Origin of the sequence: Mucilaginibacter lappiensis (assembly GCF_050433765.1) — a bacterium.
In the GTDB taxonomy this organism is placed as follows: Bacteria; Bacteroidota; Bacteroidia; order Sphingobacteriales; family Sphingobacteriaceae; genus Mucilaginibacter; species Mucilaginibacter lappiensis_A.
Window position 1 is genome coordinate 246,953 of the sequence record NZ_JBNPWP010000009.1, and the last position, 26,846, is coordinate 273,798.

28 protein-coding genes and 1 tRNA gene are annotated in these 26,846 nt (G+C 40.5%); 13 read left to right on the forward strand and 16 right to left on the reverse strand.

What is annotated here, in order from left to right; genetic code table 11:
- Positions 1-14: 14 nt before the first annotated feature.
- The 4 genes from M2273_RS23865 to M2273_RS23880 are packed head-to-tail and all read right to left on the reverse strand — an operon-like array spanning position 15 to position 4,762.
- A complete protein-coding gene (locus M2273_RS23865) occupies positions 15-1,877 on the reverse strand; it encodes an ABC transporter ATP-binding protein (protein ID WP_429400293.1) in 1,863 nt (620 codons plus the stop codon).
- A gap of 60 nt (positions 1,878-1,937) precedes the next feature.
- Positions 1,938-2,756, reverse strand: a complete 819-nt coding sequence (locus M2273_RS23870) for a hypothetical protein (RefSeq protein ID WP_429400294.1) — start codon at positions 2,754-2,756, stop codon at positions 1,938-1,940.
- Positions 2,753-3,748, reverse strand: a complete 996-nt coding sequence (locus tag M2273_RS23875) for a glycosyltransferase family 2 protein (protein ID WP_429400295.1) — start codon at positions 3,746-3,748, stop codon at positions 2,753-2,755. The genes M2273_RS23870 and M2273_RS23875 overlap by 4 nt, the downstream gene beginning before the upstream one ends.
- 18 nt (positions 3,749-3,766) lie before the next feature.
- Entirely contained in the window at positions 3,767-4,762 is a 996-nt protein-coding gene (locus M2273_RS23880; protein WP_429400296.1) for a glycosyltransferase family 9 protein, read from the reverse strand.
- Between the two features lie 144 nt (positions 4,763-4,906).
- On the opposite strand from M2273_RS23880, the gene meaB reads away from it, so the two are divergent.
- Positions 4,907-5,773 (forward strand): methylmalonyl Co-A mutase-associated GTPase MeaB, encoded by an 867-nt coding sequence (gene meaB / locus M2273_RS23885; RefSeq protein ID WP_429400297.1) that lies wholly within the window; start codon positions 4,907-4,909, stop codon positions 5,771-5,773.
- 65 nt (positions 5,774-5,838) lie between these two features.
- Here the strand turns inward: meaB and M2273_RS23890 are convergent, their stop codons facing one another.
- On the reverse strand, positions 5,839-7,128 hold the full coding sequence (locus tag M2273_RS23890; protein ID WP_429400298.1) for an aminopeptidase P N-terminal domain-containing protein: 1,290 nt from the start codon (positions 7,126-7,128) through the stop codon (positions 5,839-5,841).
- Between the two features lie 138 nt (positions 7,129-7,266).
- Between M2273_RS23890 and M2273_RS23895 the strand changes: the two genes are divergently transcribed.
- Positions 7,267-8,649: an OmpA family protein gene (locus M2273_RS23895; RefSeq protein ID WP_429400299.1), complete on the forward strand. Its 1,383-nt coding sequence runs from the start codon at positions 7,267-7,269 to the stop codon at positions 8,647-8,649.
- A 388-nt stretch (positions 8,650-9,037) separates the two neighbouring features.
- Here the strand turns inward: M2273_RS23895 and M2273_RS23900 are convergent, their stop codons facing one another.
- Genes M2273_RS23900 through M2273_RS23910 form a run of 3 tightly spaced genes read right to left on the reverse strand, consistent with a single transcriptional unit; the run spans position 9,038 to position 10,943 of the window.
- The gene (locus M2273_RS23900) at positions 9,038-9,835 is read right to left on the reverse strand and encodes an ABC transporter permease (RefSeq protein WP_429400300.1); all 798 of its coding nucleotides are present in this window, start codon (positions 9,833-9,835) and stop codon (positions 9,038-9,040) included.
- Between the two features lie 5 nt (positions 9,836-9,840).
- Positions 9,841-10,740, reverse strand: a complete 900-nt coding sequence (locus M2273_RS23905) for an ABC transporter ATP-binding protein (protein WP_429400301.1) — start codon at positions 10,738-10,740, stop codon at positions 9,841-9,843.
- Positions 10,734-10,943 (reverse strand): hypothetical protein, encoded by a 210-nt coding sequence (locus M2273_RS23910; RefSeq protein WP_429400302.1) that lies wholly within the window; start codon positions 10,941-10,943, stop codon positions 10,734-10,736. Before M2273_RS23910 ends, M2273_RS23905 begins: the two co-directional genes overlap by 7 nt.
- Before the next feature lie 237 nt (positions 10,944-11,180).
- Between M2273_RS23910 and M2273_RS23915 the strand changes: the two genes are divergently transcribed.
- The 3 genes from M2273_RS23915 to M2273_RS23925 are packed head-to-tail and all read left to right on the forward strand — an operon-like array spanning position 11,181 to position 13,765.
- Positions 11,181-12,233 (forward strand): sensor histidine kinase, encoded by a 1,053-nt coding sequence (locus M2273_RS23915; RefSeq protein WP_429400303.1) that lies wholly within the window; start codon positions 11,181-11,183, stop codon positions 12,231-12,233.
- 15 nt (positions 12,234-12,248) lie between these two features.
- Positions 12,249-12,998, forward strand: a complete 750-nt coding sequence (locus M2273_RS23920) for a 3-keto-disaccharide hydrolase (RefSeq protein WP_429400304.1) — start codon at positions 12,249-12,251, stop codon at positions 12,996-12,998.
- A 41-nt stretch (positions 12,999-13,039) separates the two neighbouring features.
- Positions 13,040-13,765 carry a LytR/AlgR family response regulator transcription factor gene (locus tag M2273_RS23925; protein ID WP_429400305.1) on the forward strand — a complete coding sequence of 242 codons (726 nt, stop codon included), beginning with the start codon at positions 13,040-13,042 and terminating at the stop codon, positions 13,763-13,765.
- A gap of 30 nt (positions 13,766-13,795) precedes the next feature.
- Here the strand turns inward: M2273_RS23925 and M2273_RS23930 are convergent, their stop codons facing one another.
- The 3 genes from M2273_RS23930 to frr all read right to left on the reverse strand — a co-directional run bounded on the left by M2273_RS23930 (position 13,796) and on the right by frr (position 17,221).
- Positions 13,796-14,656 (reverse strand): SDR family NAD(P)-dependent oxidoreductase, encoded by an 861-nt coding sequence (locus M2273_RS23930; RefSeq protein ID WP_429400306.1) that lies wholly within the window; start codon positions 14,654-14,656, stop codon positions 13,796-13,798.
- Between the two features lie 160 nt (positions 14,657-14,816).
- Positions 14,817-16,583 (reverse strand): ABC transporter ATP-binding protein, encoded by a 1,767-nt coding sequence (locus M2273_RS23935; RefSeq protein WP_429400307.1) that lies wholly within the window; start codon positions 16,581-16,583, stop codon positions 14,817-14,819.
- A 74-nt stretch (positions 16,584-16,657) separates the two neighbouring features.
- Positions 16,658-17,221: a ribosome recycling factor gene (gene frr / locus M2273_RS23940; protein WP_429400308.1), complete on the reverse strand. Its 564-nt coding sequence runs from the start codon at positions 17,219-17,221 to the stop codon at positions 16,658-16,660.
- A gap of 199 nt (positions 17,222-17,420) precedes the next feature.
- Between frr and M2273_RS23945 the strand changes: the two genes are divergently transcribed.
- Complete coding sequence (locus M2273_RS23945) at positions 17,421-17,795, forward strand: hypothetical protein (RefSeq protein WP_429400309.1); 375 nt, start codon at positions 17,421-17,423, stop codon at positions 17,793-17,795.
- Between the two features lie 8 nt (positions 17,796-17,803).
- Here M2273_RS23945 and cdaA read toward each other — a convergent pair whose 3' ends face one another.
- The 3 genes from cdaA to M2273_RS23960 all read right to left on the reverse strand — a co-directional run bounded on the left by cdaA (position 17,804) and on the right by M2273_RS23960 (position 20,230).
- Complete coding sequence (cdaA, locus tag M2273_RS23950) at positions 17,804-18,595, reverse strand: diadenylate cyclase CdaA (RefSeq protein ID WP_429400310.1); 792 nt, start codon at positions 18,593-18,595, stop codon at positions 17,804-17,806.
- A gap of 93 nt (positions 18,596-18,688) precedes the next feature.
- Positions 18,689-19,171 carry a group II truncated hemoglobin gene (locus tag M2273_RS23955; protein WP_429400311.1) on the reverse strand — a complete coding sequence of 161 codons (483 nt, stop codon included), beginning with the start codon at positions 19,169-19,171 and terminating at the stop codon, positions 18,689-18,691.
- Between the two features lie 87 nt (positions 19,172-19,258).
- Positions 19,259-20,230, reverse strand: a complete 972-nt coding sequence (locus tag M2273_RS23960; RefSeq protein WP_429400312.1) for a polyprenyl synthetase family protein — start codon at positions 20,228-20,230, stop codon at positions 19,259-19,261.
- A 262-nt stretch (positions 20,231-20,492) separates the two neighbouring features.
- Between M2273_RS23960 and M2273_RS23965 the strand changes: the two genes are divergently transcribed.
- From M2273_RS23965 to M2273_RS23975, 3 genes are all read left to right on the forward strand, one after another.
- A tRNA-Ser gene (locus M2273_RS23965) sits at positions 20,493-20,580 on the forward strand.
- A 442-nt stretch (positions 20,581-21,022) separates the two neighbouring features.
- Positions 21,023-21,370 (forward strand): Arm DNA-binding domain-containing protein, encoded by a 348-nt coding sequence (locus M2273_RS23970; protein WP_372978953.1) that lies wholly within the window; start codon positions 21,023-21,025, stop codon positions 21,368-21,370.
- 100 nt (positions 21,371-21,470) lie between these two features.
- The gene (locus M2273_RS23975; RefSeq protein WP_372978952.1) at positions 21,471-22,691 is read left to right on the forward strand and encodes a site-specific integrase; all 1,221 of its coding nucleotides are present in this window, start codon (positions 21,471-21,473) and stop codon (positions 22,689-22,691) included.
- Between the two features lie 165 nt (positions 22,692-22,856).
- On the opposite strand, the gene M2273_RS23980 is transcribed toward M2273_RS23975, so the two are convergent.
- Positions 22,857-23,402, reverse strand: a complete 546-nt coding sequence (locus tag M2273_RS23980) for an ImmA/IrrE family metallo-endopeptidase (RefSeq protein ID WP_429400313.1) — start codon at positions 23,400-23,402, stop codon at positions 22,857-22,859.
- A gap of 22 nt (positions 23,403-23,424) precedes the next feature.
- Entirely contained in the window at positions 23,425-23,778 is a 354-nt protein-coding gene (locus M2273_RS23985) for a helix-turn-helix domain-containing protein (RefSeq protein ID WP_429400314.1), read from the reverse strand.
- Positions 23,779-23,922: 144 nt separating this feature from the next.
- On the opposite strand from M2273_RS23985, the gene M2273_RS23990 reads away from it, so the two are divergent.
- From M2273_RS23990 to M2273_RS24005, 4 genes are read left to right on the forward strand one after another with little or no spacing between them, the layout of a single operon-like run.
- Positions 23,923-24,339, forward strand: coding sequence for a lecithin retinol acyltransferase family protein (locus M2273_RS23990; protein ID WP_372978949.1), 417 nt, complete (start codon positions 23,923-23,925; stop codon positions 24,337-24,339).
- A 16-nt stretch (positions 24,340-24,355) separates the two neighbouring features.
- Positions 24,356-25,111, forward strand: coding sequence for a hypothetical protein (locus tag M2273_RS23995; protein ID WP_429400315.1), 756 nt, complete (start codon positions 24,356-24,358; stop codon positions 25,109-25,111).
- A 2-nt stretch (positions 25,112-25,113) separates the two neighbouring features.
- Positions 25,114-26,298 carry an SMODS domain-containing nucleotidyltransferase gene (locus tag M2273_RS24000; RefSeq protein WP_429400316.1) on the forward strand — a complete coding sequence of 395 codons (1,185 nt, stop codon included), beginning with the start codon at positions 25,114-25,116 and terminating at the stop codon, positions 26,296-26,298.
- Positions 26,258-26,698 carry a hypothetical protein gene (locus M2273_RS24005; RefSeq protein ID WP_429400317.1) on the forward strand — a complete coding sequence of 147 codons (441 nt, stop codon included), beginning with the start codon at positions 26,258-26,260 and terminating at the stop codon, positions 26,696-26,698. Before M2273_RS24000 ends, M2273_RS24005 begins: the two co-directional genes overlap by 41 nt.
- The last annotated feature ends 148 nt before the right edge of the window (positions 26,699-26,846 follow it).

A 26,846-nucleotide genomic window follows, 5' to 3' on the forward strand; every position in this document is an offset into this window, starting at 1 on the left:
CCTTGATAATCTTTTTATTCCTCATTAAATGTCTGCATATCTATCAGTTTTTTATACAAACCGTTGTTTTGCAGCAATTCCTGATGTGATCCCTGCTCAACAACACTGCCCTTTTCCAATACAATAATAAGATCGGCATTTTGTATAGTGCTCAAACGGTGAGCTATGATCAAAGAAGTTCGGTTTTTCATCAGGTTGTTCAATGCATCCTGAACCAGTTTTTCTGATTCGGTATCCAACGCCGACGTAGCCTCATCAAGCAGCATAATAGGCGGATTATTCAATACTGCCCTGGCAATACAGATCCTTTGGCGTTGCCCGCCTGAAAGTTTTGTACCCCTGTCGCCTGTATTGGTTTGATAGCCCTTATCAGTTTCCATGATAAAATTATGCGCATTAGCAATACGGGCGGCAGCTTCAACCTGCTCATGTGTTACCCCGGTTTTACCAAAGGCAATGTTGTTAAATATAGTATCATTAAACAATATCGACTCCTGGTTCACAATGCCCATAAGCCCCCTTAATGATTCCATGGTAACTGATTGAATATTTCTGCCATCAATATATATTGAGCCTGCCTGCGGCTCAATAAAACGGGGCAGTAAATCCATCAGGGTTGATTTCCCCCCACCAGATGGGCCAACCAGTGCAACAGTTTTACCTTTTGGTATTACGAGATTGAGGTTCTTAAGTACAGATTTATCAACTTCGGCAGCAGCGGGAACATCGTTTGCAGACGGTTTATCCTTATAGGCAAAATATACATTCTCAAACCGTACACTATCTTTAAAGTCATTAATTACAACAGCATCCGGGGCGTCAACTATTAACGGTTTTTCATCAATAAGGGCCAATACACGCTCGCCGGCGGCAATACCCGAGTGGATATTACTAAATGAATCGGATATGGCTTTAGCAGGCCTCATGATCTGCGAAAACATGGCAATGTACACGATAAAATTGTCGGCTGATAAGGTACCGGTACCGTTAATAATCAATGACCCACCATATAATACAATACCAGCCACCATTAAAACTCCTAAAAATTCAGATACAGGCGAGGCCATTTGCTGCCTTCTGGCCATTGAACGGGTTATCCTTGAATATTCCCTGTTCTCATGATCAAATCTGTTTTTTATAAATGACACCGCGTTAAACGCTTTAATGATCTTTATCCCTGATAAAGCTTCGTCGAGGTTACTGATCATGTTACTGTAGGTTTGCTGCGACTCGGTAGCCTGCTCTTTAAGCCGCTTAACTATCCTTGATATAACAAATGCCGAAATGGGAATGATCAGCATAGAAAACAACGTTAACTTGACCGATATAACAAATAAAAACACCAGGTAAGTTAAGAGTTGAAAAGGCTCTTTAAACGCAACCTGCAGTGTACCGGTAACCGAGAACTGTACCACTTGCACATCGGCCGATATTTTTGAAAGGATATCTCCCTTACGTTCATTATTAAAATAACCCAGGTGCAGGTTCATTACGTTATTAAAAACTGTTTTCCTTAGGTTAAGCAAAGTATAAATCCGCAGGTTTTCCATAATGCGCTGCGAAAAATATCTGAATAAATTGCTTAGCAATACTGATACAACAATAGCAACACAAACAAACTTTAAAGCACCCAGGGAGCCATAATGCTGATTGGCTGTGTAAGCAAAATAATTAAAATCCTTTAAAGGATCCCACCAGCTGGCAGGCTTGCTTATCACCTCGGCAGTAGCCGGGTTAAAAATTGTTTTTAATAACGGTGCCAGCAGCGCAAGGTTAAGCGTATTAAATATTACCGAAAATAAAGTTAATATAAAGTACGGAACGGCAAATTTCCCTATTGGCCTGGCAAAAGAAAGAAGTCTGAAATAAGTCTTCATTAAAATATTTATAAAGATGCAAAGCTAACAGTAATTTAATTTATGTGCCGGTTTATAATATCAGGGTCTATTTAATTTGAATTTTATTTCTTCGGTGGTTTTAATAACTCTCCTGAATAACCGGGTATTGAACATCATATTCCAAAATGCCGACCCTGATAAATAAAACCTGGCAATGGTAGTATTAACATACCGGCCCTTCATAAACCGGGTATATTTAGCTTTCACCCGGTTTAATATATCATAATATGAGTTATCTGCATTCCCAGTACTCTTGTGAAGGAGTAAAAAATCTATCACGTAGGCCGAGTATCCCAATAACCTGGCAACGGTACACAGATCCAGACCATATAAATGATAGCCCCCTATATCGCCCGAGAGTGCAAGATTAGCACTGTTTTTAACCAGCATAAAATTTTCGTCAAGGCTGCCTACCTTTTGAGGAACGGTTCCCTGTATATCAATAAAACCATCGGGGTAAGCTACTTTTATAGCCATGCGTTTATAAAGCCGGTCGGCCCCGCCGGCATTCCCAAGGACCCCCCAGGTGGGGTCAAGGCTGGTAATTTCTGCAATCTGTTGGTCAAGCAGCTGCTTACTATCTTTATTAATAAGCAAAATATCCTGATGGCATATAATAATATATTCGCCGCTTGCCGCTTGCAGAAATGAATTAATACCCTGGTAGGCATCCATAAGGTTAAATTCGCTGTTATCAACAACAAGATACTCGCAGATATCTGTGGTAAACCCAGCATTTAAAAATGAATCCAGCATCTCCTGATATTCCTGCCTACGGGTTACCAGTGTGCAAACAGAATATCTGTACTTGTAAACCGGCTGTTCAATTTGTTTAATAAACTCAGGTAGCACGGTCATTTTTGTTGCATTTTAAAAGTTTGGTCAAGCGCTCTAATAATACTTTCTTTAACAGTAATAAAGGGGATATATTGCCGCTTTGCAACAGCAGTGGTTATAAACTGTTGTTTATAGCTACGCATTGCCGGTATCTTTTTTACAAAAAGCAGGTATGCTTTATAATAATACAGCTTACCGCTTACCCACCTTACCAACAATGATAAAAATGTAATAACAGCCCACAAATATAAGCGTATGCCCTGCAGATGAAAATAATGCAGCAGCAGCTTATTGCGTGTGCTTATGGTTTTGATGACCTTTTTTGAACTATGTGCCTTTATGGTAGCCGATACAGCGTGCCAGCATACGGCACTATGTTCGTAATAACATTTCCATCCACTTTCCCAGGCCCTTAATGCCAGATCAAGGTCCTCATGGTAAAAAGGCGAAAATATTTCATTAAACCCACCAAGTTCTACCAGTTTCTGCCGGTTTACAAGGGCGTTGGCTCCGCTTAAGTAATATGTATAAGCATCAGCTTTACCATTAAAAGCTACGTTTTTAAAATGATTGATCTTGAATAATGAGCTTCGCGGGTATTTGCAAGCCTCAACAATTTCATCAGTAGCTTCATCGCGGATCTGGCCCATTACCCCAAAGGTGCTGGCATGGGCAAAATACTTAAGCTGGCCGGCAAAATAATTTTCGCTGAGTTTAATATCGCTATTTAATAATAAAACCAGTTCAAGCTTAGCAGCAGCTATTCCTTTATTTATATTGATTGAAAAACCGCTGTTCTTCTCGCTCCTAATCAAAATAATTTCAGGATAATACTGCAAAATAAAATCTGCACTATCATCTGCAGATGCATCGTCGGGCACAATAACCTCGTACGGGCAATTGCTTGTTTTAAGGGCGGCAAACACAAAAGGCAGATTTTTAGCTAACAGGTTTTTACCATTATAATTAGGTATAACTACAGATATGCCCGGATTAGTGTTGGTGTTTTGCATCAAATATAAATATGCTGATTATTTGCTCCACGTTTTAATTTTGTCGGCAACTTTGTCAATAGTTATACTATTTAAATCGCCGGCATTGCTTTCCAGAAAATCGGCTCTTTTACCCAGCGGAGCCCATCTACCCGGATGTATGGGCCTAAATGACGGGAACAATCCCAGGGTGTTGGTACCAGCTGCCGCAGCTACATGCAATGGTCCGGTTCCTGATGCAAGCAAACCATCTGCATTAAATATAAAGGCAATAAGTTCGGGCAAGGTCATTTTACCAGTCATATCAATTACATGGCCCGGCAGGGTCGTTATCCATTTATCCAATAACAGTTTTTCTTTTTCAGAGCCGGTTATAATGATGTTAAATTTATCAGACGGTAGTTGATCTATCAGTCCTGCAAAGTTATCAAGCCCCCATTCCATGCCACTACCATGCGATTTTGGGTGAAGGATCAGGTTAAATTTATCTTTAACAAGTTTATTTGCCAGTGGTTGGGGCAACTGTATTGTACGTTTAAAACTATAATGGTCAATTACTTCCTGTAATGATGGTATGCCAATTAGTCCAAATGGCCTTAATAAAGCGAGATTTAGTTGCGCTTCATGCAGATCAGACTTTTTGCGGCTAAGCCTAACCAGTTTATTACAGGTAAACCAATGATAAAGCCTGTTAGTGGTGCCAATTCTTAATTTAATACCCGCATTTCTGGCTATTGCAGCTACATGTTTATTAGGAAAAACATGAATAATGACGTCTATCTTTTTATCCTTAAGATAACTAACCTGGGCATTTTCAGGTAGCTTCCTGATCTCATCATAGTTTATAAAACCATCAACCGCAGTGCAGGTATCAATCACAGGTTTGGTATACGTGCGGCCCAAAAAGGAAACAACAGCATCAGGCACCAGTGTTTTTATATAGGCAGCCATAGGCAGAGTAAGCACCACATCGCCAATGGCATCAGTTCTGCTGATTAAAATATGTTGCTTTTTTGTTTTGTTAATACCGGGCATTGCGCATTTTACTCGTAATAATCTGTTAGCAGGCTAACAGCTGTACAATTGCAATAATAAAGATTAAATTAACTTTTGTAACGATAATTTTATTCATTTGTACTCACAAACATTAATGTGGCAACTGTTTTTAACCAATCAACGATGATTAATTACAACAACTTTAAGCAGGTTGCACGTGCCTTAACTATTGTTGAAAATAATTTAACAGGAGCCGATGAACTGCTGAAAAATTTAAGCTTTAATAAAACTACTCCTATAATAGGCATAACCGGCCCACCGGGGGCCGGTAAAAGCACATTGGTAAATTCCTTAATTGACCTGCTTTTAAAGGATGGCAGTAAAATAGCGGTTTTAGCCATCGACCCTACCTCGCCATTTAATTTTGGATCATTACTTGGCGACAGGATCAGGATGGCATCGCACTTTAACCACCCGGATGTTTTTATACGCTCCTTAGCTACCCGTGGTTCCCTGGGCGGATTATCAGCCAAAACCATTGAAATGGCTGATGTGCTGCGTGCCGCCGAGTTTGATTATGTACTGATTGAGACGGTTGGCGTTGGTCAGTCTGAAGTTGAAATAGCCGGGCTTGCGGATATAACGCTTGTAATATTGGTGCCTGAGGGCGGCGATGAGATACAGCATAGTAAATCGGGCTTAATGGAAATTGCTGATGCTTTTATTATTAACAAGGCCGACCGGGCCGATGCCGATGTATTTACAAACAATTTGAAAAAGATAATAGGGCAAAAAAAAGGTGAGCATCCACCTGTGTTTAAAACCATCGCATCGCAGGCAAGTGGTATAGCCGAAGTTGCAGCCTTCATCAAATCATCAGCAAACCTGCCACATAAACGACGCGAGTTGTTAATGACCGAAAAAGCATACAAGCTTATTCAGCAAAAATTAATGCAACACATTGATAAAAAAAAGCTTCAGCATGATGTTGCCAAAGCTTTAAGCGATAAAAAGTTCAATCTGTATAGTTTTGTAGATACTTATGTATAGTTTATGATTAATTTACAATTTGATAACGGGCTAAATTGTTTTAATTGTAAAAAATACGTCACAAATCAATTATTCATTATATCTTCAATATGCTCGGCCTCTACCGGAATGTTAGCCATTAAATCCCTGTTGCCGCCTTCAGTAATTAAAATATTATTCTCAATTCTGATACCCAAACCTTCTTCAGGTATGTATATACCTGGCTCACAGGTCAATATATTACCCACCTCAAATGCTTTATACCTGCTTGCAAAATCATGTACATCCAAACCCAAATGGTGTGATGTACCATGCATAAAGTATTTTTTATAAAGGGGTGCATTAGGGTCCTGTTTTTCAAGATCATGTTTATCCAATAAACCTAAGTCTATCAGTTCGCTGGTCATTATTTTACCAACTTCATCATGATACTCATTCCAAACAGTTCCGGCAACTATCATTTTAGTAGCCTCACGCATTACATGTAAAACAGCATTATAAACAGCGCGCTGACGGTTGGTAAAGCGCCCGTTAACTGGCACCGAACGGCTCATATCTGCATTATAATTAGCATACTCGGCCCCAAAGTCAAAAAGTATCACATCACCATCATTACAAACCTGATTGTTATCAGTATAATGCAGCACAATTGCGTTTTTGCCCGAAGCCAGGATAGGGTTATATGCGTGCCCTGTAGCACGTTGTCTTAAAAATTCATGTGTTATTTCGGCTTCTATTTCATACTCAGTAGCACCTGGTTTCAGAAACTTTAATACCCTTACAAAAGCATCATTGGTAATATCACAAGCCTTTTGAGTCAGTTCTATTTCAGTTTCTGATTTTATAACCCGCAGGTCGCGCAGTATCAGCGCCGAACGTTCATACTTATGCAAAGGGTATCTTAATTTTAGTGCCTCATACATCCTCAAATCCCGGTATGGTACAGTATGGCTATACCGATCGTTTTCGTTAGTGTTAATATATATATGTTCGGCATAGTTAATAATATTCTGTAAAATAGTTTCATATTCGCTTAACCAGTAAATACTTTCAATTCCGGATGCGGCCCTGGCTTCTTCTTTAGTATATTTATGTCCTTCCCAAATAGCAATATGTTCATTGGTTTGTCTTAAAAAAAGTACTTCTTTGTATCCTTTATTAGGACAATCCGGGAATAAAACAAGTATACACTGCTCCTGATCTATCCCTGTAAGATAAAAAAAATCGGGATTTTGCTTAAACAAAAAAGCCTGGTCGCCACTCCTCGGAAATTCATCATTTGCATGAAATATGGCTATGGAGTTATGTTTTGTTCGCGAAACGAAATTTTTTCTATTATTTGTAAATAGGTTATTTTCTATTAAAGGATATTTCATATTTATATGTTGATTATCATTTTTTTTTCTTTATTTGTGTAACTATTACATTTTTTGGAACAATGTTTGGTCTTGGTTTCAAACATAATTACTAAATTTGAAAAAAATCACAATTAAAATCGTTTAATCTTAAAAACTATGAATTATTCTACATTAAAGAAAACAGTCGCATTGTCATTTGCTTCTTTGATGGTTGTAAGTATGGTGAATGCACAAACAGATTCAACCAAAACAACAACTACAGCAACGACAACGTCGTCTGAAACTACTACCCCAAAGGTATTTGGTGGTTTAGGACAGTACAAAAAATTTAGCATTGGTGTAAACGTTGGTGCAACATCACCATCAGTTGCAACCGGTGGTTCAAATGATTTTACACACAATAAAGTACAGTTAGGCTACGGAATTTCATTCAGAGAGCAACTTGCGCATTCATTTGGCTTACAATTGGATTTACGTGGTGGTAAAGTAGCAGGTGATAACAGTAAAGATAATGGTTATGCCAACCTTTACGATGCTTCTGAATTTGAAACCAAATTTTGGTCAGGTACTTTAAGTGGTGTAGTAAATGTTGCTACAATCGACTTCTTAAGACGTAAAAATTCAGTTAATTTCTTCGTTACTGCAGGTGCTGGTTTAGCTTTATACACTCCTAAAGTTACTTACAAAAATGGTACTGTAGTTGATTTTGACGGTCATGCCGGCGGAACTCCTACAAGCCCAGGAACAAGTAAATTCGTTAAAGAACTTATTATTCCTATCGGTGCAGGTGTTAAATTCAGACTAAGCGATGCGGTTGCATTAAACTTAGGCTATACCGAAACATTTGTTGATGGTGATAACTTTGACGGTGTTAACAGAGGATACCCTACTAAAGATAAATATGGTTACGGATATGCTGGCTTAGAGTTTACTTTAGGTTCAAAATCAAAACCAAGCTTAGAGTGGGTAAACCCTGTAGCCTTGATGTATGATGAATTGTATGATGCAGCATTACGTCAGGAAGTTGAAGCTTTAAAAGGCCGTGTAACAAATGTTGAAAGCGCTGTTAATGATCTGAAAAAAGATTCAGATGGTGACGGTGTTGCTGATCAGTTTGACAAATGCCCTGGTACTGCTGCTGGCAGCGTAGTTGATGGTTCTGGTTGCGTTATCGTATTCCCTAAAGATACTGTTGCTGCTGCTCCTGCTGCTACTGCTTACTCAAACATCCAGTTTGAATTTGATAGCTCAGTATTAAGAACTTCATCTTACCCAGTATTAGATGCAACTTCAGCTGATCTTAGATCATCTGGTAAATCTGTTCAAGTAGATGGTTACGCTTCATCTGAAGGTACTGCTGCTCATAACATCGCTTTATCAAAAGACCGTGCTAACTCAGTAAAAACTTACTTAGTTAACTCAGGTGTTGACGCTAAAAAAGTTAAAGTTAAAGGTTACGGTGAAACTAACCCAATTGCTGATAACTCAACTGAAGAAGGCCGCGTACTTAACCGTCGTGTTCAATTCAAACAAAAATAATATCAATTAAATATTATTTGCGAAGGCTCCGGATAACCCGGAGCCTTCTTTGTTTTTAATGAGTTTTATGGAGCCGCTGTAGGTTACTCTGCTTCATTTAAACCTTAATTAGGAGGGGAAGGGATTGATCTGCTCATTGGTTCGTTGTTTGAACCATGATTGACAGGATTAATGGATCACTCCTATTTTGATCTGCACATCGGTTTGTCTGAACCCAGAATTAAGCGGATTTTAATGGATCATCAGGAATCTGATCTGCACATTTGTTTTTGTTTGAACCATGATTTTTCACAATAGTGATTATTTTAAATGGAATTCAAGAAGGATTCGGCGTTAAACAGATTAAAGGGACTCCCAGGATTTTAATCTGCAGATCCGCGCATCTGCCTTACTTTACGCTTTTTTTGAGTACAATAAAGTAGCCCCCAATAAAAACAAGGATGGAGATGATGATGCTTACCGGTACATCCTTAGTAAAAACATCAATTTGCAGCTTACCCATGGCCTGGTTACTCCGGCTTATCATGGTGGCTATAGCCACAGTTGGATGCGCGTATGGGAACAAATAACTATACTCCCAGTTATGTGAAGCTAAAATAACACCTGCTATCGTACAAACAAAACCAATACCCATGGGCTTTAAAAAATCGGCCCAGAGCAAGCTCAGTAAAAACTGTATGGAAAGTATGCCTAATGACGATAGAAATAGTTTGAAATAAACCAGTATCAGTTCTTTTTCCATATGGTAGTTATCAAACCTGAGCTGCGGCGCTACCACACTTAGTAAATTGCCAAAGCTAATGGTAAACAACACAAAAAGGGCAAGACATAAAAATACCAGGAACAAGGCATAAAAATATTTGGCACCATATACTGCCCACCGCGAAACGGGCAGACTGAATAAACTTTTCCAGGTATCGGCCCGGTGCTCTATATTGTTCACAGAATAAGCTATAAAAATAACGTATATAGGTAACAATAATGAACCCATTACTTTTAATATAGCGCCGGCAAACTGCATCCATAGCATCATGGGAGCCATGCCCGCAAGTTTTTCGCTTTTTATATAAAAGCCAATAAATAGCAACAGGCAAATAAGCAGGGGCAATAATATGGCCGACCAAAAACCTAATGTTTTACGGCTCTTAAAAAATTCTGACCTGAATGATAATATGAACCCTTTCATTTTGATCAGGCAGTTTGAGTTATTGATAAAAACAGTTTCTCCAGGTCTTTTTGCTGCTTAACAATGCTAAATATGATATATCCGTTTTGGGTGAGTAGTGTATTGATATCGCCCATTTGTTCTTTTGAAGTATACGGAACATATATGTGTTCGTTGGTTACATCGGCAACAGTATGATGTTTACGGGTAAGCAAATTAGCAGCATCAACTGTGTTATCTGTTTCAATACGTATCAGCGGCTGGCTTATGGCTTCCAGATCTTTTATACTTCCCTGAAACAGCAACTCACCATGGTTAATAATACCTACATGCGTAGCCATACGTTCCACTTCGGCCAGTAAGTGGCTCGATATAAAAACAGTTTTCTGATGCTGTCTAACAAGCTTTAGCAGCAGTTCGCGCACCTCAATAATACCATTAGGATCAAGGCCATTGGTTGGCTCATCCAATATAAGCAACTTAGGGTTGCTAAGCAGGGCCAATGCAATACCCAGGCGTTGTTTCATTCCAAGGGAGTATTGACCTGCTTTTTTGTTTGCAGCACTGTTTAGCTTTACAAGGCCGAGCATTTCGTCGACCCGGTTTACAGGCACCTGTAATAACAATGCCCTGTTCAATAAATTTTCTTTCCCGGTTAAATGCTGATAAATTGCCGGCTGCTCAATAAGCGACCCAATTTGAGATAATATGCTGATGCGATTTTTTTGGAGTTCCTGTTCAAAAATATGAATACTGCCGTGTTGAGTTTTTAGCAGATTTAACAGGAGTTTGATAGTAGTGGTTTTCCCGGCGCCGTTTGGGCCAAGAAAACCATATATACTTCCTTCGGGAACTTGCAGTGCTAATGATTTAACAACCTGCTGATCGCCAAAGTTGAAGGATAACCCTTCGGTATGGATTACCATACATTATTATTCTTTGCTATAGTGCAAACTGTTTTAACCAGGGTAACACCTTTATAAAATAACGATGTAGCATGTACTGTTGTACCAACTACTGCCGATTCCTTTTTCTGATCGAACTGATAGCTAACACCTAATATAAGGGCAAACATTACAGGTATCAGTAACATTACAAAAGGATTCGAATTTTTGATAAGCGTTTTCATTGTGCGTGATTTGATAGAACAAAGAAATATTAAATATTTAATCCGCTAAAATGTATTAGACCAACGCACTGAGTTTATAGATGAACAGCCAGTTAACCAAAATAACCCGTTCATCGATTTGAAATGCCCGTTCATCGATAAAAAAAATTACTATATATAAATGTATCAACATATAACAATCAAAATATTAAATTAGATGCCATAACCTTTTGTATAAAGGCTATTAAAAACAAAAGCATGCAGGCTTTAATTTCATCTGAAAAACAAACACATATCATAAAAACGGGCTGGCAGGTATTTTGGCATTTGCTATTTTGGTTAGGCATTATATCACTTTTTTTATTCCTGGCCCGTAGCAATACTAAATTAAGCAATAAAGAGCTGTTGATTTTGTTCCTGCTATACCCAGCTATCAACATCAGCTTGTTTTATATTAACTTCTTGCTATTCATACCCAAATTTTTAGATAAAAAACGTTACTGGGCCTATACCTTGTTTATTATTATCACCATTATAGCTTATGGATTTGGCAAATATGGTGTGGGGCTGCTATTTAAGCAATATGTATTGGTGCGTGCAAAAGGCGAAGTAATTACATTTTCAGCCTTCTTTTTAAGTACTATTTTTACCAGCCTTATATTTGTTTTTTTAAGCACCGTGCTTAAATTCACTACCGACTGGTTTTTGAATGAACGCATACAGCATGATCTGGAAACCCAGCGTTTAAGCGCCGAGCTGGCATTCCTTAAATCGCAAATAAACCCGCATTTTTTATTCAATTCATTAAATAGCATTTACTCCCTGGCCTACCAGCGCTCTGAAACCACCCCCGAAGCTATTCTTAAGCTATCAGAAATTATGCGCTATATGCTGTATGAGTGTAATGATAATAAAGTTGACCTGAGCAAGGAACTTCAATACCTGCATAATTATATCGACCTTCAAAAAATACGGTTTGGCAACAAAGCTTTTATTGATTTTAAAGTAATGGGCAATGTAACCAATCAACAAATTGTACCATTGTTACTTATAGCTTTTATTGAAAACGCATTTAAGCATGGGGTAGCTAATGATGTTACGTCGCCCATAAAATTACTGATCAATGTAGATGAGTGTAACCTGCACTTTTATATTCAAAATAAAAAGCACACCCATAACCGCGATGCAATAGGAGGCATTGGCCTTAATAATGTGCAAAGGCGGCTTAACCTGCTTTATCCCGGAAAACACAAATTAAATATAAGGGACGAGGTTGATACGTATACTTGTGAATTATCTATAGTTTTATAAGATAAAAACCAAACCATGAGCCAATTAAAAAGCTTTTTCCTGATCCTTCTACTATCAGCATGTGGCTATAATTGCCTTGCCCAGAATGATCCTAAACTTACCGAAGTTTGGGATCCTGAACCAGCTATGGTATTGCCTGGCGCAGGTAATAAGGCTCCCTCAGATGCTATTATTTTGTTTGATGGTAAAGATCTTAACCAGTGGACAGATCAAAAAGGTAAGCCCCCTGGCTGGATCATCAAAGATGGCATCCTGACCGTTAAACCCGGCAGCGGCTCTATCATTACCAAACAAAATTTTGCTGATTGCCAGCTGCATGTCGAGTGGCGTACACCCGCCATTGTTAAAGGCGAAGGCCAGGAACGCGGCAACAGCGGTGTTTTGATGCAAAGCCGCTATGAACTGCAGATACTGGATAGTTATAACAACCGCACTTACTCAAACGGGCAGGCCGGCGCTATTTATAAACAGTACGTGCCGTTGGTTAATGCCTCATTAAAACCCGGCGTGTGGCAAAAGTATGACATCTTTTATACCGCTCCGCGTTTCAATCTGGACAGCACGGTAAAAACGCCGGCCTACATTACTGTTGTACATAACGGTGTTTTGGTACAAAATCATGTAGAAATAAAAGGAACGGTAGCGCATGTTGGGCAACCCAAATACCAAAAACATCCTTTTGCGCAGCCTTTAATGCTGCAGGAGCACGAGTTCCCGGTATCGTTCCGTAATATTTGGATCAGGGAAATCAATGTGAGTAAATAAAAAAATTAACTATAAACAATTAGAACACTTATTTTTACAACATGATCAGATGCCTGGTAGTTGATGATGAGCCTTTAGCGCTGCATATTTTGGAAGATTATATTTCCAAGATGCCTTTTTTGCAATTGGTGAAAGCCACAACCAACCCTATTGAAGCTTTAACTTTGGTACAAGGCGGCAATGTTGACCTGGTGTTTTTAGATGTGCAGATGCCCGAGCTTACCGGCATTCAATTTTTAAAAATATCCAACGGGAAAGCCAAAGTGATCCTGACAACGGCCTACCCCCAATATGCTTTAGAGGGCTATGAACTTGATGTGGTTGATTACCTGCTTAAACCTATCGCGTTCGACAGGTTCTTTAAATCGGTTCAAAAAGCACAAAGTATTATACAACCCATAGTTAAACCCACGCAACAAGCCGAACCGGTGCAGCAGGATGATTTTTCGACCGACTTTATTTTTGTTAAAACCGAGCATAAAATACAAAAGGTTTACTTGCACGATATTTTGTTTATTGAAGGCTTAAAAGATTATATATCCATATTTACCCCGGCCGAACGCATCATTACCCTGCAGGGCATGAAGAAGATGGAAGACGCCCTGCCCGAAAAACATTTTGTACGGGTACATAAATCATACATTGTGGCCCTCAATAAAATTGACAGCATTGAGCGCAGCCGCATACAAATAGCCGACAAAATTATCCCCGTTGGTGATACCTACCGCGATGAGTTTTTCAGGATCATTGAGGATAAGAATATTTAGCCCTGGCCCCGAATAAGTATATTGAAGCTGTTATATCTCCATTTTATTGATCAGAGTAGCTGAGATATTCTCGGCCAGTAAATTCATTTCATTAATAGGTGCCTCCAAAACGCCAAGACCCACCGGGTAAACCATCTTCCGCTTGCCTTGGGGCGTATTGATGATCGTACTCACCAGATCAGTAAGCAGCTGTACACTTTGAGGTTGGTTATGCTTGGTAAACAAGTCAATTATTTTGTTTTTCGCTTTAACATACCAGTCGCCATAGTTTTTTGCTACCTCTTCTTTTTCTACAGTCAAATACTTGGAAGCAATAGCTGTAGGGAATGATCCAGCCTGAACAACAACCGAATCAATACATAGGTGCTTTAATTCATAACTATAACTTTTGGCAATAGAGTGGATGGCGGCTTTAGCGGCACTGTACATCCCCATAAAAGGCAACTGAAACGCACTCATCCGGCTTGCTATCAATATCAAAAGGCCACTTTTATGCTGATGCATATACGGGAGCGCAGCCCTGATCATGTTATCGGGGCCAAACACCATGGTTTCAAAAAGATCTCGCTTCTGTTGTCCGTCAAACTCCTCTACCAGCCCTACACTGCCCAATCCTGCGTTGTTAATTAAAACATCTATTTTGCCATTACATAGCCGGGCAATTTCTGCAATGGCTATTTTTATTGATTGTTCGTTACTTACGTCAAGTTCCGTTATAATGATATTAGCCTTATTTTCCTTTGCCCATGCATTTAACTCTTCCGCTGCTTTATAATTACTCGTTTTAACATTCCGCATGGTGGCATATACCGTATTTCCCTCAGTTGCCAATTGTTTGGTCATGAGCAAGCCAAAACCGCTGCTGCATCCTGTAATTATTATATTTTTCATTTATGCTTCAATTAAAAACTTAAAGCTATAAGATTATAGGTATGGAGACAATCCCTAATATTGGGGATTTAATAACGTACTGTTTAAATTTTATATCTCACAAAAAAGCCGGTAACTAAATGGCTACCGGCTTTTCATGTATATTAATTTATCCCTATTTCTATTTCACTTCGGCTTCTTCCACTGTATCCTTTTCGCCTATTTGCTGGCGCCACATGGCGTAGTAAAGCCCTTTTTGAGCTATCAGGACGTGATGTTTCCCCGATTCGATGATACGGCCCTTTTCAAGTACATAAATGTTATCGGCATGCATAATGGTTGACAGGCGGTGGGCTATTAAAATGGTGATATGGTTTTCAAATTCGGATACATTACGAATGGTTTCAGTGATCTCTTCTTCGGTTATCGAATCTAAAGATGAGGTAGCTTCGTCAAACACCAGGAGATCAGGTCTGCGTAACAACGCACGGGCTATGGACAGGCGTTGTTTTTCGCCGCCCGATACTTTTACCCCTCCCTCACCTATCACGGTGCTCAGGCCTTTGTCAGCACGGGCCAGCAGGGTTTGGCAGGCCGCACGCTGTAGTACATCCATACATTCCTCGTCTGTAGCCTCGGGCCGTACAAACAGCAGGTTTTCGCGTATGGTACCCGAAAACAGCTGGGTATCCTGGGTTACAAAACCAATTTTTTCGCGTAGTTGGTCCAGGTCAATGTCCTTGCTTAAAATATTATTGTATAAAATATTGCCATCCAATGGCTGGTATAAACCAACCAGCAATTTTACCAGCGTTGTTTTTCCAGAACCCGACGGACCAACAAACGCAATGGTTTCGCCGCTATTTGTTTCAAAGCTGATGTGATTAAGCGCATTGCGGTTGGCCGTTAAATGCTTAAACGTAACATCGCTAAAAGTAAGGGTATTTACCTTCTCCAATAGTACCGGTTTCTCGGGCTTTATATCAATAGGCGTACTTAATATACCTTTAAAGTTACCCAATGATACCTCGGCTTCGCGCCATGACAGAATCACGTTACCCAGTTCCTGCAATGGGTTAAATAAAAAGAAGGAGTAAAATAAAAAGCTAAAATATTGGCCCGGCGAAATGGTGTTTTTAAAAATAAGCAGTAATAATACCACCACCATTACACTGCGTACAAAGTTTACAGTAGTACCCTGTACAAAGCTCATGCTGCGTACATACTTCACTTTTTTAAGTTCCAGATCAAGGATCTTGTAGGTTGTATTGTTTAACCTCGCGATTTCCTGTTTAGCAAGACCGAGACTTTTTACCAGTTCAATATTCCTCAATGATTCCGTGGTTGAACCTGCCAGAGCGGTTGTTTCAGATACTATCTTTTTTTGAATGGTTTTTATTTTGCGGCTCATGGCCATACTTACAAAAGTAATGACGGGGATAGCTGCAAAATACACCAGCGTTACCTGGTAACTCACGCTTACCGAATACACAATAACAAATACCATCCCAATGAGCGATACAAAAAGAATCCCGATAAATGAGGTGATGAACTTTTCGCAATCAAGCCTTACTTTTTGTAAAATCCCTAAAGTTTCGCCGCTGCGCTGATCTTCAAAAACCTGGTAAGGAAGTTCCAAAGAGTGTTTTAAGCCATCGGCATACATTTCGGCACCTACCTTTTGGGTGATGATATTGGTAAAATAATCCTGGAAATTTTTTGCAATACGCGATACCATGGCTACACCAATTGCAGCCCCAATCAGCATCAATACCTGGTGCAGGTATTCATCATATTGAAGGCTGGTGCGTTTTTCGATAACACGATCGACAATGCGGCCGGTTATCCATGGGTCGAGCAGTGAAAAGCCAATGTTCATGGCCGCTAAGAAAAGGGCCAGTATAACTACCAGGCGATGCTTTTTTAAGTAAGAAAGTAATATATTCATGTTTCAACAACAAAAATAAAAAAAGGGAATGGCTAAGTAGCTCATTCCCTTTTAATTTGACATAAAGATAATATTTATACCGTCATGATATCTTTTTCTTTAGCTTCAGAAAGCTGATCAACCTTGATGATATAGGCATCGGTTAATTTTTGTATCTCGGCTTCTCCTACTTTTATTTCATCTTCAGATACGCCTTCAGTTTTTAATTTTTTAATCTTTTCGTTGGCATCCTTACGAATGTTACGAACAGCTATTTTACCGGTTTCTGCTTCCGCTTTGGCCTTTTTAACCAGGTCGCGGCGGCGTTCTTCTGTTAACGGTGGTACGTTTATACGAATAATGATACCATCATTTTGGGGGTTAACACCAAGGTTAGCTTCTTTAATTGCTTTTTCAATAGGAGCCAGCAATGATTTTTCCCAGGGCTGAATAACAATAGTACGTGCATCTGGTGTGTTAACACTACCAACCTGGCTCAAAGGAGTTGGGCTGCCGTAGTAATCAACCATAACATCATCCAATAAAGATGGACTTGCTTTACCGGCACGAATTTTATTTAATTCACTATCAGCATGGTCTATGGCTTTGTCCATTAAAGCCTTTGCATCAGTCACTTGTTTTTTAATGAGTTCGCTCATTGTTTTTAATTTTTCACAAAAGTAATAAAATCTACCATTTTACTTACTCCCGAATAGGAGTATTCATATTTAATAAACCGTAGAGAAATAAATACAGCTAACTTTAAACTGTTACTATATAAATTGTCAAATGTTAAATAACCTTTTTTAACATCAAAACTTATTATTTGTACTTATATTAGTGTAAACCTTTAGCGTGATGAAAAACATTTGGATATTTATTTTAATGATAGGCGGTGTTACTCAATTAAGGGCCCAGCAATTAATTCAACCCATTACGCCTGGTAAAACTCCTGATAATTCAATATATCAATATTTTAAAGCGAAGCCCGATAATAATCTATCCAAAATAGCACCTATTTCGCCAGAAGCAGGCCAACAATCAACGGTTATACCCACGATTAAGGAAGTAATGGCAGTTGAAACGGCTTGTAATATGCCAATAGCTAAATTACGATCAGACGATAAAATGCCCATCGCTAAGCCGTGGGATGCTAATACCCACTATACGATGCTTATACAAGATTATGGTAAGGCTAATTCTGCTAAAAGCAGAACAATGACCCGTCCTTAATTAAGCGGTTAAAAATCCTTATTCAACACCTTTTCCAGTTCGGCAAAGCTAATGTTCATTTTAACGCGGCCTTGTTTGGCGTAAGAGAGTTCACCGGTTTCTTCAGATATGATGATAGCCGTTGCCTCGTTTGCCTCAGTTACTCCAATACCCGCCCGGTGGCGCAAGCCAAATTGCGCAGGCAGGTCAGTTTTTTCGGTAAGGGGCAAAATACAACTGGCCGATTTAATTTTATTTTCAGAGATCACCACAGCCCCGTCATGCAGCGGACTTGTTTTTTGAAAAATACTTTCGAGCAGGCGTTTTGATATTTTGGCATCCACAACCTCGCAGCTGTTCTGATAAAATTGTTCGTCGTAATATTTGGCAAATACTATTAAAGCGCCGGTACGCGTTTGCTTCATGCTTTTACAGGCATCAATAATAGGTTTTATGCGGGCATAATTATTCTTCTCCACCTCAGCCTTGCCAAAAAAGTACTGCCACCAAGCCTTATTACGCTGAAGTGATGCATTTTTACCTACCAGCAGCAAAAACCGCCGCACCTCCTGCTGAAAAACCACAATAACGGCAATGATCCCCACATCAACAAACTTGCCCAGTATTACGGTAAGCAGTTTCATATCCAGGGCCTTTACCACAAAGTTGAGGATAAATATCACCGCGAAACCAATAAATATGTTGGCCGCTATGGTACCCCTGATCAGGTTGTATAGTTGGTAAATGATAAAGGCCACCAATATCACATCAAGAATATCAAAAAATGTGATTTTGGGAAAGCTTTGATATAAGGATTGCATTTACGAAGTTAATAAGTTTAAGGAGAAGTTATAACTGCATAGCATACAAGGCCATTTTTTTAAATCGCCATGACTTTTATCACCTTATAAAATTCAGGGAATGTATGGTCCGCCGGGTACGCCCCAGCCCCACTTTGGCATCGGAACATCGGCAGGCTCTGTTACCTCATCGGTTTTTGAGTTTATTACCGCTAAGCGGGTACCCCACTCCAGATAAGCCATAAAGGCTGAGCGAAATTCCGGATCATCAGGCAGTGAAAGCTCATCGGCGGTTAACAGCAATAGGTCCATCCATCGTTTGCGGTGCGCCTCGGTCAGGTATTTTTGCAGGTGCTTGCCGATCATTATAAAATGGCTGCCCTCCTCTTCACTATAAATTTTTGGACCACCTAAAACTTCGGCAACAAAATGTGCCACGTGCAGGCGGTGCTGATCAGACATGTGTTTAAAAACAGGCTCAAGCAGGTCATCTTCCAATACCTTATCATAAAACCGATCAAAAAGTTTTTCAAAAGCCTCCATTCCCCCGGCCCATTCAAAAAGTGTAGGCACGCCTGATTTATTCATATTATCCATATGTGTATATGTTTAATTTATGATAAAGATAGCAGAGCCGGGCGAAAGTTAAAAGTATAATACAATGCCGGTTAACAATAAATGGGCTTACTTATCGCGTTCGGTAGTGAACCTTACCAACTGCTCAAGGCCCCTATGCGAATCACTATCGGGGAAAGTATTCAGTATGGCAAAAGCCTCTTCCTGGTATTTTTTCATTTGGGTTTCGGCGTATTGCAGCCCTCCTGTGTCGTTTACAAACTTAATGATCTGTGCAATTTTAGCCGGATCGTCATTATGATTTTTAACCAGGTTTATAATTCTTTTCTTTTCGGAATCGGTAGTATTAGCCAGCGAATATATCAGCGGCAGGGTAACTTTTTTCTCTTTGATATCGATCCCTAAGGGTTTACCTACATCGTCGGTACCAAAATCAAACATATCATCCTTGATCTGAAAAGCAATACCTATTTTTTCGCCAAACAAACGCATTTTTTCAACCACCTCATCTGATGCCCCGGCAGATGCCGCACCACATGCACAGCAGGAAGCTATAAGTGATGCCGTTTTTTGCCTGATCACCTCATAATAAACAGGCTCGCCAATATCCATGCGGCGTACCTTCTCTATCTGCATCAACTCACCCTCACTCATTTGCTTTACCGCATCTGATACAATCCGAAGCAGCTGAAAATCATTATTATCAATAGACAATAGCAACCCCTTTGACAGCAGGTAATCGCCAACCAAAACGGCTATCTTATTTTTCCATAAGGCATTGATAGAGAAAAAGCCCCGGCGCTGGTAGGAGTTATCAACCACATCGTCATGAACAAGCGAGGCCGTATGCAGCAGCTCAACCAAAGCAGCGCCACGATGGGTTGATTCATTGATGCCCCCGCAAATGCTGGCCGCAAAAAATACAAACATTGGTCTGATCTGTTTGCCTTTACGCTTAACAATATAATGGGTTATGCGGTCAAGCAAAGGTACCGAGCTTTGCATAGAAGTTTTGAACTTCTCCTCAAACACATCAATATCGGCAGCGATAGGTTTTTTAATGTTGTTGATGCTCAGCATTTAAACTAAACAGGCTTTTTATGTATAAAACTGCCATTTGGCAATATGAAGCAAACATAAGCTAAAATTATTTATCTGCATTACGGGTAAAAATTTTTTACTCAAATTAAACCAATAGCCTTAATTATACTCTATACTATAAATGCCATATTTTTTATAAGTTGAGTTAAAGTTTTCGTGGAGCGGAGTCCTTAAAAAGGGCTTCGCTTTTTTATTGCCTATGAAAGCAATATTATTTTACCTTTGCAAACCCATTTGATCCGGAGAGGTGTCTGAGTGGTCGAAAGAGCACGCCTGGAAAGTGTGTATACTTCAAAAGGGTATCGAGGGTTCGAATCCCTCCCTCTCCGCTGATAATAAAAATTGTTTATAATTGATTAACAATCAGCTATTTACAAGTAAAAATTTAAAAGAAAGAGGGATTTGAACCTTGGACCTTTTAAAATTGAAAAACCCTCTAATTTCGCTAATTAGAGGGTTTTTCAATTTTTAGCCCCTTTGAAAATCAAAAAATATTCACAATTGCATTGCGTCATTCATAGCGTCTTTTTTATTTCAAAAAAGACGCTATGAAGTTTTAAAGAATTGTAAATGAATCACTTAAGTTAAAATTGAGAATACTTTTTGGTAAAACAATTGATATTGATAATCAGCCATTATCATTTTAAATATCAGAAACTATTTTCAACTAAATAATTAGCAATGGGCCGTATAAGAGCATGTTTACAATATGAACATCTTGTTTTGCAAAGGCCTTAGCATTAAATTTGTTAATCGTTTAAAATCATATTTATGATAGAAAAAAGTTTCGGCTATTTTTTCTTTTTGAAACAAACCAAAAACAAATGTGATGATGTCAGATTTATCTATTTGAAGATCACCGTTAATGGTAAATCTAACGAGATTTCAACTAAGCGAAAATGTGAACCGTCAAAATGGGACGCACGTTCAGGAAGAGTAAATGGTAACAAGTTAACGACAAAAGAACTGAACCGTTTTCTCAATGCGTTTGCAATGCAAGTATATCAAGCCAAAAGATGGCTGATGGAAAACAACAAAGAACTGTCTGCTCAGGCCATAAAAGACGTAATGACGGGTAATTACGAAAAGCCGAAAATGATCCCTAAGGGCGTTCTTTAAATATACACAGTTATCTACGTGTGCCTAATTCCGCATCTAATTATTGCATTTTTGATTTAAGAAGACCATTATTAAGCTTTGCTGACATTTAAAATTTGTTATGTTAGAAAAAAGCTTCGGCTTGTTTTTTTATTTAAAGCAAGCAAAAAATCAAAAGAATGAAAAACGATATGTTTATCTCCGTATCACTGTAAATGGCGCAAACCGCGAACTATCCATCAAAAGGCAATGGATAACTAATCAATGGGACTCATCATTAGGTAGGGCAACAGGTGAAAGTGAAGATGTAAAAGAACTGAATTCATATTTAGAACTTATATCCTGTAAGGTCTATCAGGCAAAAATAAAACTTATTGAAAACAATAAACCTGTAACCGCAGAAGGCATTAAAGAAGTGCTTTTAGGAGCAGATGAAAAGAAACATTTCATTATGGCCGCATTCCTTGAACATAATGTCCAGATGCAAGGTTTAGTGGGTATAGAAGTTGCTGCCGGTACACTAACCCGTTATAAAACCGCCTACTCCCATGTAGGTAACTTTATCAAGTGGAAATATAAGAAAAATGATATAGACGTTGGTGATTTGAATTATGAGTTTATTACTCAATTCTTATTCTGGCTAAAAAGCAAAAAGAAATGCAATCATAATACGGCTATAAAATATGTGGGTAACTTCAAGAAGATTGTTCTGGAGTGTCTGAGAAAGGAGTGGCTGAAAAGGGACCCATTCATAGGCTTCAAAACTAAACGACAGGAAGTAACTCCAGTTGCTTTAACCAAAGAAGAATTGCTGGCAATTTCTAATAAACGATTTAAAATAGAACGAATTATTCATGTACGTGATATATTTCTTTTTTGCTGTTATACAGGGCTAGCTTATATTGATGTTTATAATTTAAAAGACTCAGACATAACCATTGGAATAGATGGTGAAAAATGGATCATAACAACCAGGCAAAAGACAAATTCATTTACAAGACTTCCTTTGCTTCCAGCAGCGTTAAAAATTCTTGCCAAATACGAAAATCATTCCAAATGCATGAGTAATGGAACCGTTCTACCTGTATTGACCAATCAGAAAATGAATTCTTATTTAAAAGAGATTGCAGACACTTGTGGTATAAAGAAGAATTTAACCTTTCATACAGCCAGACATACTTTTGCCACTACAGTAACATTAACTAACGGAGTGCCAATAGAAACGGTTTCGAAAATGCTTGGTCACAAATCACTTAAGCAAACCCAGCACTATGCTAAAATTGTTGATGTAAAAATCAGTGAAGATATGAAGCAACTAAAGAAAAGATTAGAATTAATTTGACCAATTCGTTAATCATGACTTACGGATATTAAGGTACCTTATATCGAGTTGATTGTAGGGTGATTTCAAATTTGCCCAACAAGCGATCAATATTTGTTCCGATACTACGTCGACTAAGATGCCTGCCGTTAGTCTGAGTAAATGGCAAATATTGTCGAATGACCTTTATCTAAATCTATACTGTTTGGACACGCCGGTAATACCTATGCGGTATTTGACCATATCGACGCTGGCGCAAAAGTGGTCTGAAATACCTTCCACGGTGGCGAGGTGTTTGAGTCCCCATTGCAAGCCTGGGCGGGTAATCTGCAGACAACCGCCTAAGTATTTGGCTTCCTGTTCGTGGACGGGGTTAAAATAATGCAATCCAAACTGTGCGCATAGGACAGCAGATTCAGGCGGGACGGTATGTTTGCGGATGATGTGGGCGAGCTCGTGCATGAGATTGCTTTGCTGGCGGAAGCGGGAATGGCGGTCGTTATGGATGATGATCTTTTCGCCGTGAACATTCGGGGTCCACATGGCGGAAAATTTATCGGGGTCGATCATCCGGCTGTAGTCGGGATGGTCGGTCTGGTCGCCAAAAATCTCGTCGACGGTAAAAACGTCCACCTGGAGGTGTTCGGCGAGTTTAAAGGCATCCAACGGGTCGAATTTGGAAATGCCCAGATCCTTCCGGCATCCTTCGGAGATCCGTTCAGCTTCTGCCATAAAACCTCGCGCTAGTACGGACTTACTGGGCATCGCGTTTGGATTTGGTAAAAGCCATATCGACCATATGTACCATGGCGTTGATGGTATCGGTGTCCAGTTCCCGGCTGGAGCGCAGCTGGAAGACGATCTTTTCCTTTTCGGAAATGTCTGCCGCTTCGATCTTTTCACCGGTAATAAAGGTTTCTGTGGATACGCCGAGCCAGTTGCACAGGCGGATAAAGGTCTCAACATCGGGCAGGTTACCTTGTTCAACACGCGAGAGAGTCGCCGAGCTGATTCCGCCGATCTCTGCAGCGGTATCCCTTAAGCCCATTTTGCCGCGCCTGGATTTCAGCATACTGGCCAACAGTTCTGAATTTAATGTGGATTCCATGTGGGTAAGTTGTTGAAAAGTTTTATAAATAAGACATTGTTACATTAATAATACAATGTATATATTTGACAAATGAAACAACGTTACGTTGATGATACAAATCTATAATACTTTGGACATATATACAACAAAATTTATTTAATCATGGAAAATCTGCAATCATATTTATTAAGGGCCGGAGACCAGTTAGTGGAAGCCATTTTTACCACCGGCCTGACTAAGCATTTCGCGGTGTATCTGGGGCGCCTGTCCGATGGACAGGAATGGATCGCCGAGAATCATCACCTGACTGGCGGCGTGAGGCTAATCACCGTGCGGGATTATGCCGCTGCGGGGCGCAGCCTGGTGCGCATTGATCGCTTCAGCGGAACCGAGCAGGAACGGAAGCAGGTTATCCTGCGCGCTCTAAAGCTCGCGGGAAAATCGTACGATCTAGTGCAATATAACTGTGAGCATTTTGCCACGGAAGTAACGACCGGCCTGGCAGAAAGCAAACAGGTAAGAAACGTGATCGGCGGTTTAGTGCTGTTGCTATTGATCGGTTTACTGCGCAGCGAATAATTTAAAAAAAAGAGAAATGGGACAAATCATCGTTGCGCTGTTAAAGCAGGTCTTCTCCAAGGGGGTGAGCAAGCTCTGGGACAATAAGGATGTCGCCTGGCTATATATCCGGACGCTGTTCTGGACCTACCGCACCAAACAGATAAGGTTTTCGCTGAGCTACCTGTTCCGGATCAAAATACCGGGGACAAATAGCTATCTGCTAGTATTGAACCGCCGTATCGCCAACCAATTGCAACCGGTCGGCGGGGTTTATAAGCGTTATGGCGACGACAAGCTATTCGAATCATGGAGCTTCGTGCCCGACAGCCAGGCCAACGGTCTGGGCGTCGATCATACAAGTGACTGCGATCTGCGGTTCCGGGTGAAAGGAAAATACACGGTGGATGTGGTGAAATGGTTTGAAGAGGCCAAGGAACGGGAAGTGAGTGGCGAGCGGGAATTCTGTGAGGAGTTGCTGGAAACGGGTATCCTAGACCGGGATGTGTTTAAAAGCATTCGCTATAAGCATGTCCGGCGGCATTCGCGGCACCTGAAATGGAGCGAATTCCATCAGTGTTACGAGGTGCTGATCTATGATGTATATGAACTGCTGCCTTCAGATAAGCAAAGGGAAGCGCTCGTGGTACTTGCAGCACAGCCGCTGGATCTGTCCAGGGGTTTTGCGATAGCGGAATGCGAGCAGATCGAACAATGCCGTTTTCACCGGGACGGCGCGCAATTGGCGAAAATAGGACAACATACGAAATTGATCATTAATCAGAGTTTTTAGTTATGGAAGATATATTTAAACATTACGAACTGCAGAGGGAGGAATTGCTGGCCCGCATCGCGCAGCATTTGCAGTTGGATGAGACCCGCAAGGGCCGGATGGAGTCGGCCTATCGTGCGATCTCGGAATTATTGGATCAGGACCAGGGCTTTTTCAAGGACCTGGATATTGATGTATATCCGCAGGGTTCGGTACTGACGGGTACCACCGTTCGCCCCTACAAAGGCTGCGAATTCGACTTGGATATTGTGGTCCAGATCAATGCGCTCTACAGCCGTTTTACACCCGCCGAAATTTATAATGCGCTGCTGAAAAAGCTGGAAGGTGATGACCGGTATGGTGACAAGCTGGAAAAAAAGAACCGTTGCGTGCGCATCAATTATGCCAACGACTTTCACATGGATATCCTGCCGGGCTGTATCATATTTTACCAGGACAAGAATGTAATCCGCATTCCCGACCGTTTGCTGCGGGATTGGGCAATCAGCAACCCCAGGGGCTTCGGGGAATGGTTCCTAGCCCGCGCAGCGGCGATCCGTCGCGAGTCGGTGCTTCAAGGTTATTATAACCGGATGAAAGTGGAACTGCGCGCACAGATCGAAGAGCTGCCACGCGATGACTTTTATAGCAAATCGCCGCTGCAGCGCGCGGTGCAGCTGGTGAAGCGATACCGGGATATTTACTTTTCGGGGGCTAATGCGGATTACGCGACTTCCAGCATCGTGCTGACAACGCTAATGGGTTTGAATTACCAGGGCGAGCCTTCGATTTATGAAACGATAGACAACGCGCTGAACCGGGTCAAACTGGCTTATAACCTTGCGCAACAAAACCGCATCCGGTTTACAGTCACTAATCCGGTGAACGAGCAGGAGCATTTTACGGATAGCTGGACGGCGGCACATTATGATCATTTCTACCGTTTTGTCGATAAGTTCCACCGCGAATGGAACGCACTGAAGGAGGGCTTTGATAAGAGCGGCCAGCATTATATCGAACTGTTCGACGAAGGGGTGTACAAGGAGTCGCTGCAGGAGCAAATCAAGGTACTGTCCAAATTCTCGCAATCGCCTGTGACGCGGGCGAACGGCCTGATCATCGGTGGCAAAGCGTTTACGGATGAGGCCGGCCGCATCCGCCAGGACCATGGCTATAAAAACACGGCACATCACAATTATGGAGGATGAGGTGGTGACATCCTGCCAAAAGGAATACCAGGTTTTCCTGTTTGCGCAGCTGGAATTGGTCAAGCGTCATTTTAGCTGGCTTAAACTATCGCTTAACGAGCGCATGATCAGTGGATCTGGCGTACTGGAAGTGGGCGGCCGTCGCTACCAGGTCGAGCTGAATTATTCGCCCTTTTTTCCGCTGCGCTTTGACCGGATATTGATTAAAGGGATCGCTTATCATCCAAAGATCCATGTTTACGGCGATCTGAGCTTATGCCTTTATCACCCGGTTCAGGATATGCCTCTTTTCCGGGCAATCCCCTTGGCGGAGATGATCCCCTGGATCACGGAATGGTGCGTACATTACCAGGAATGGCGGAAATACGGTGTTTGGTTAGGAAAAGAGATTTCTCATTAATAAATACATTTCGCACATTTATATTAAATCCATCATATTGAAAATCTAAGCATAGTGGATATTCCGCTCCATATGGGACCATCGATTCCGACGCATATAGGGCCAGTGATTCCGCTGCAAAAGGGACCAGTCAAGAAAGAGAAAGTGT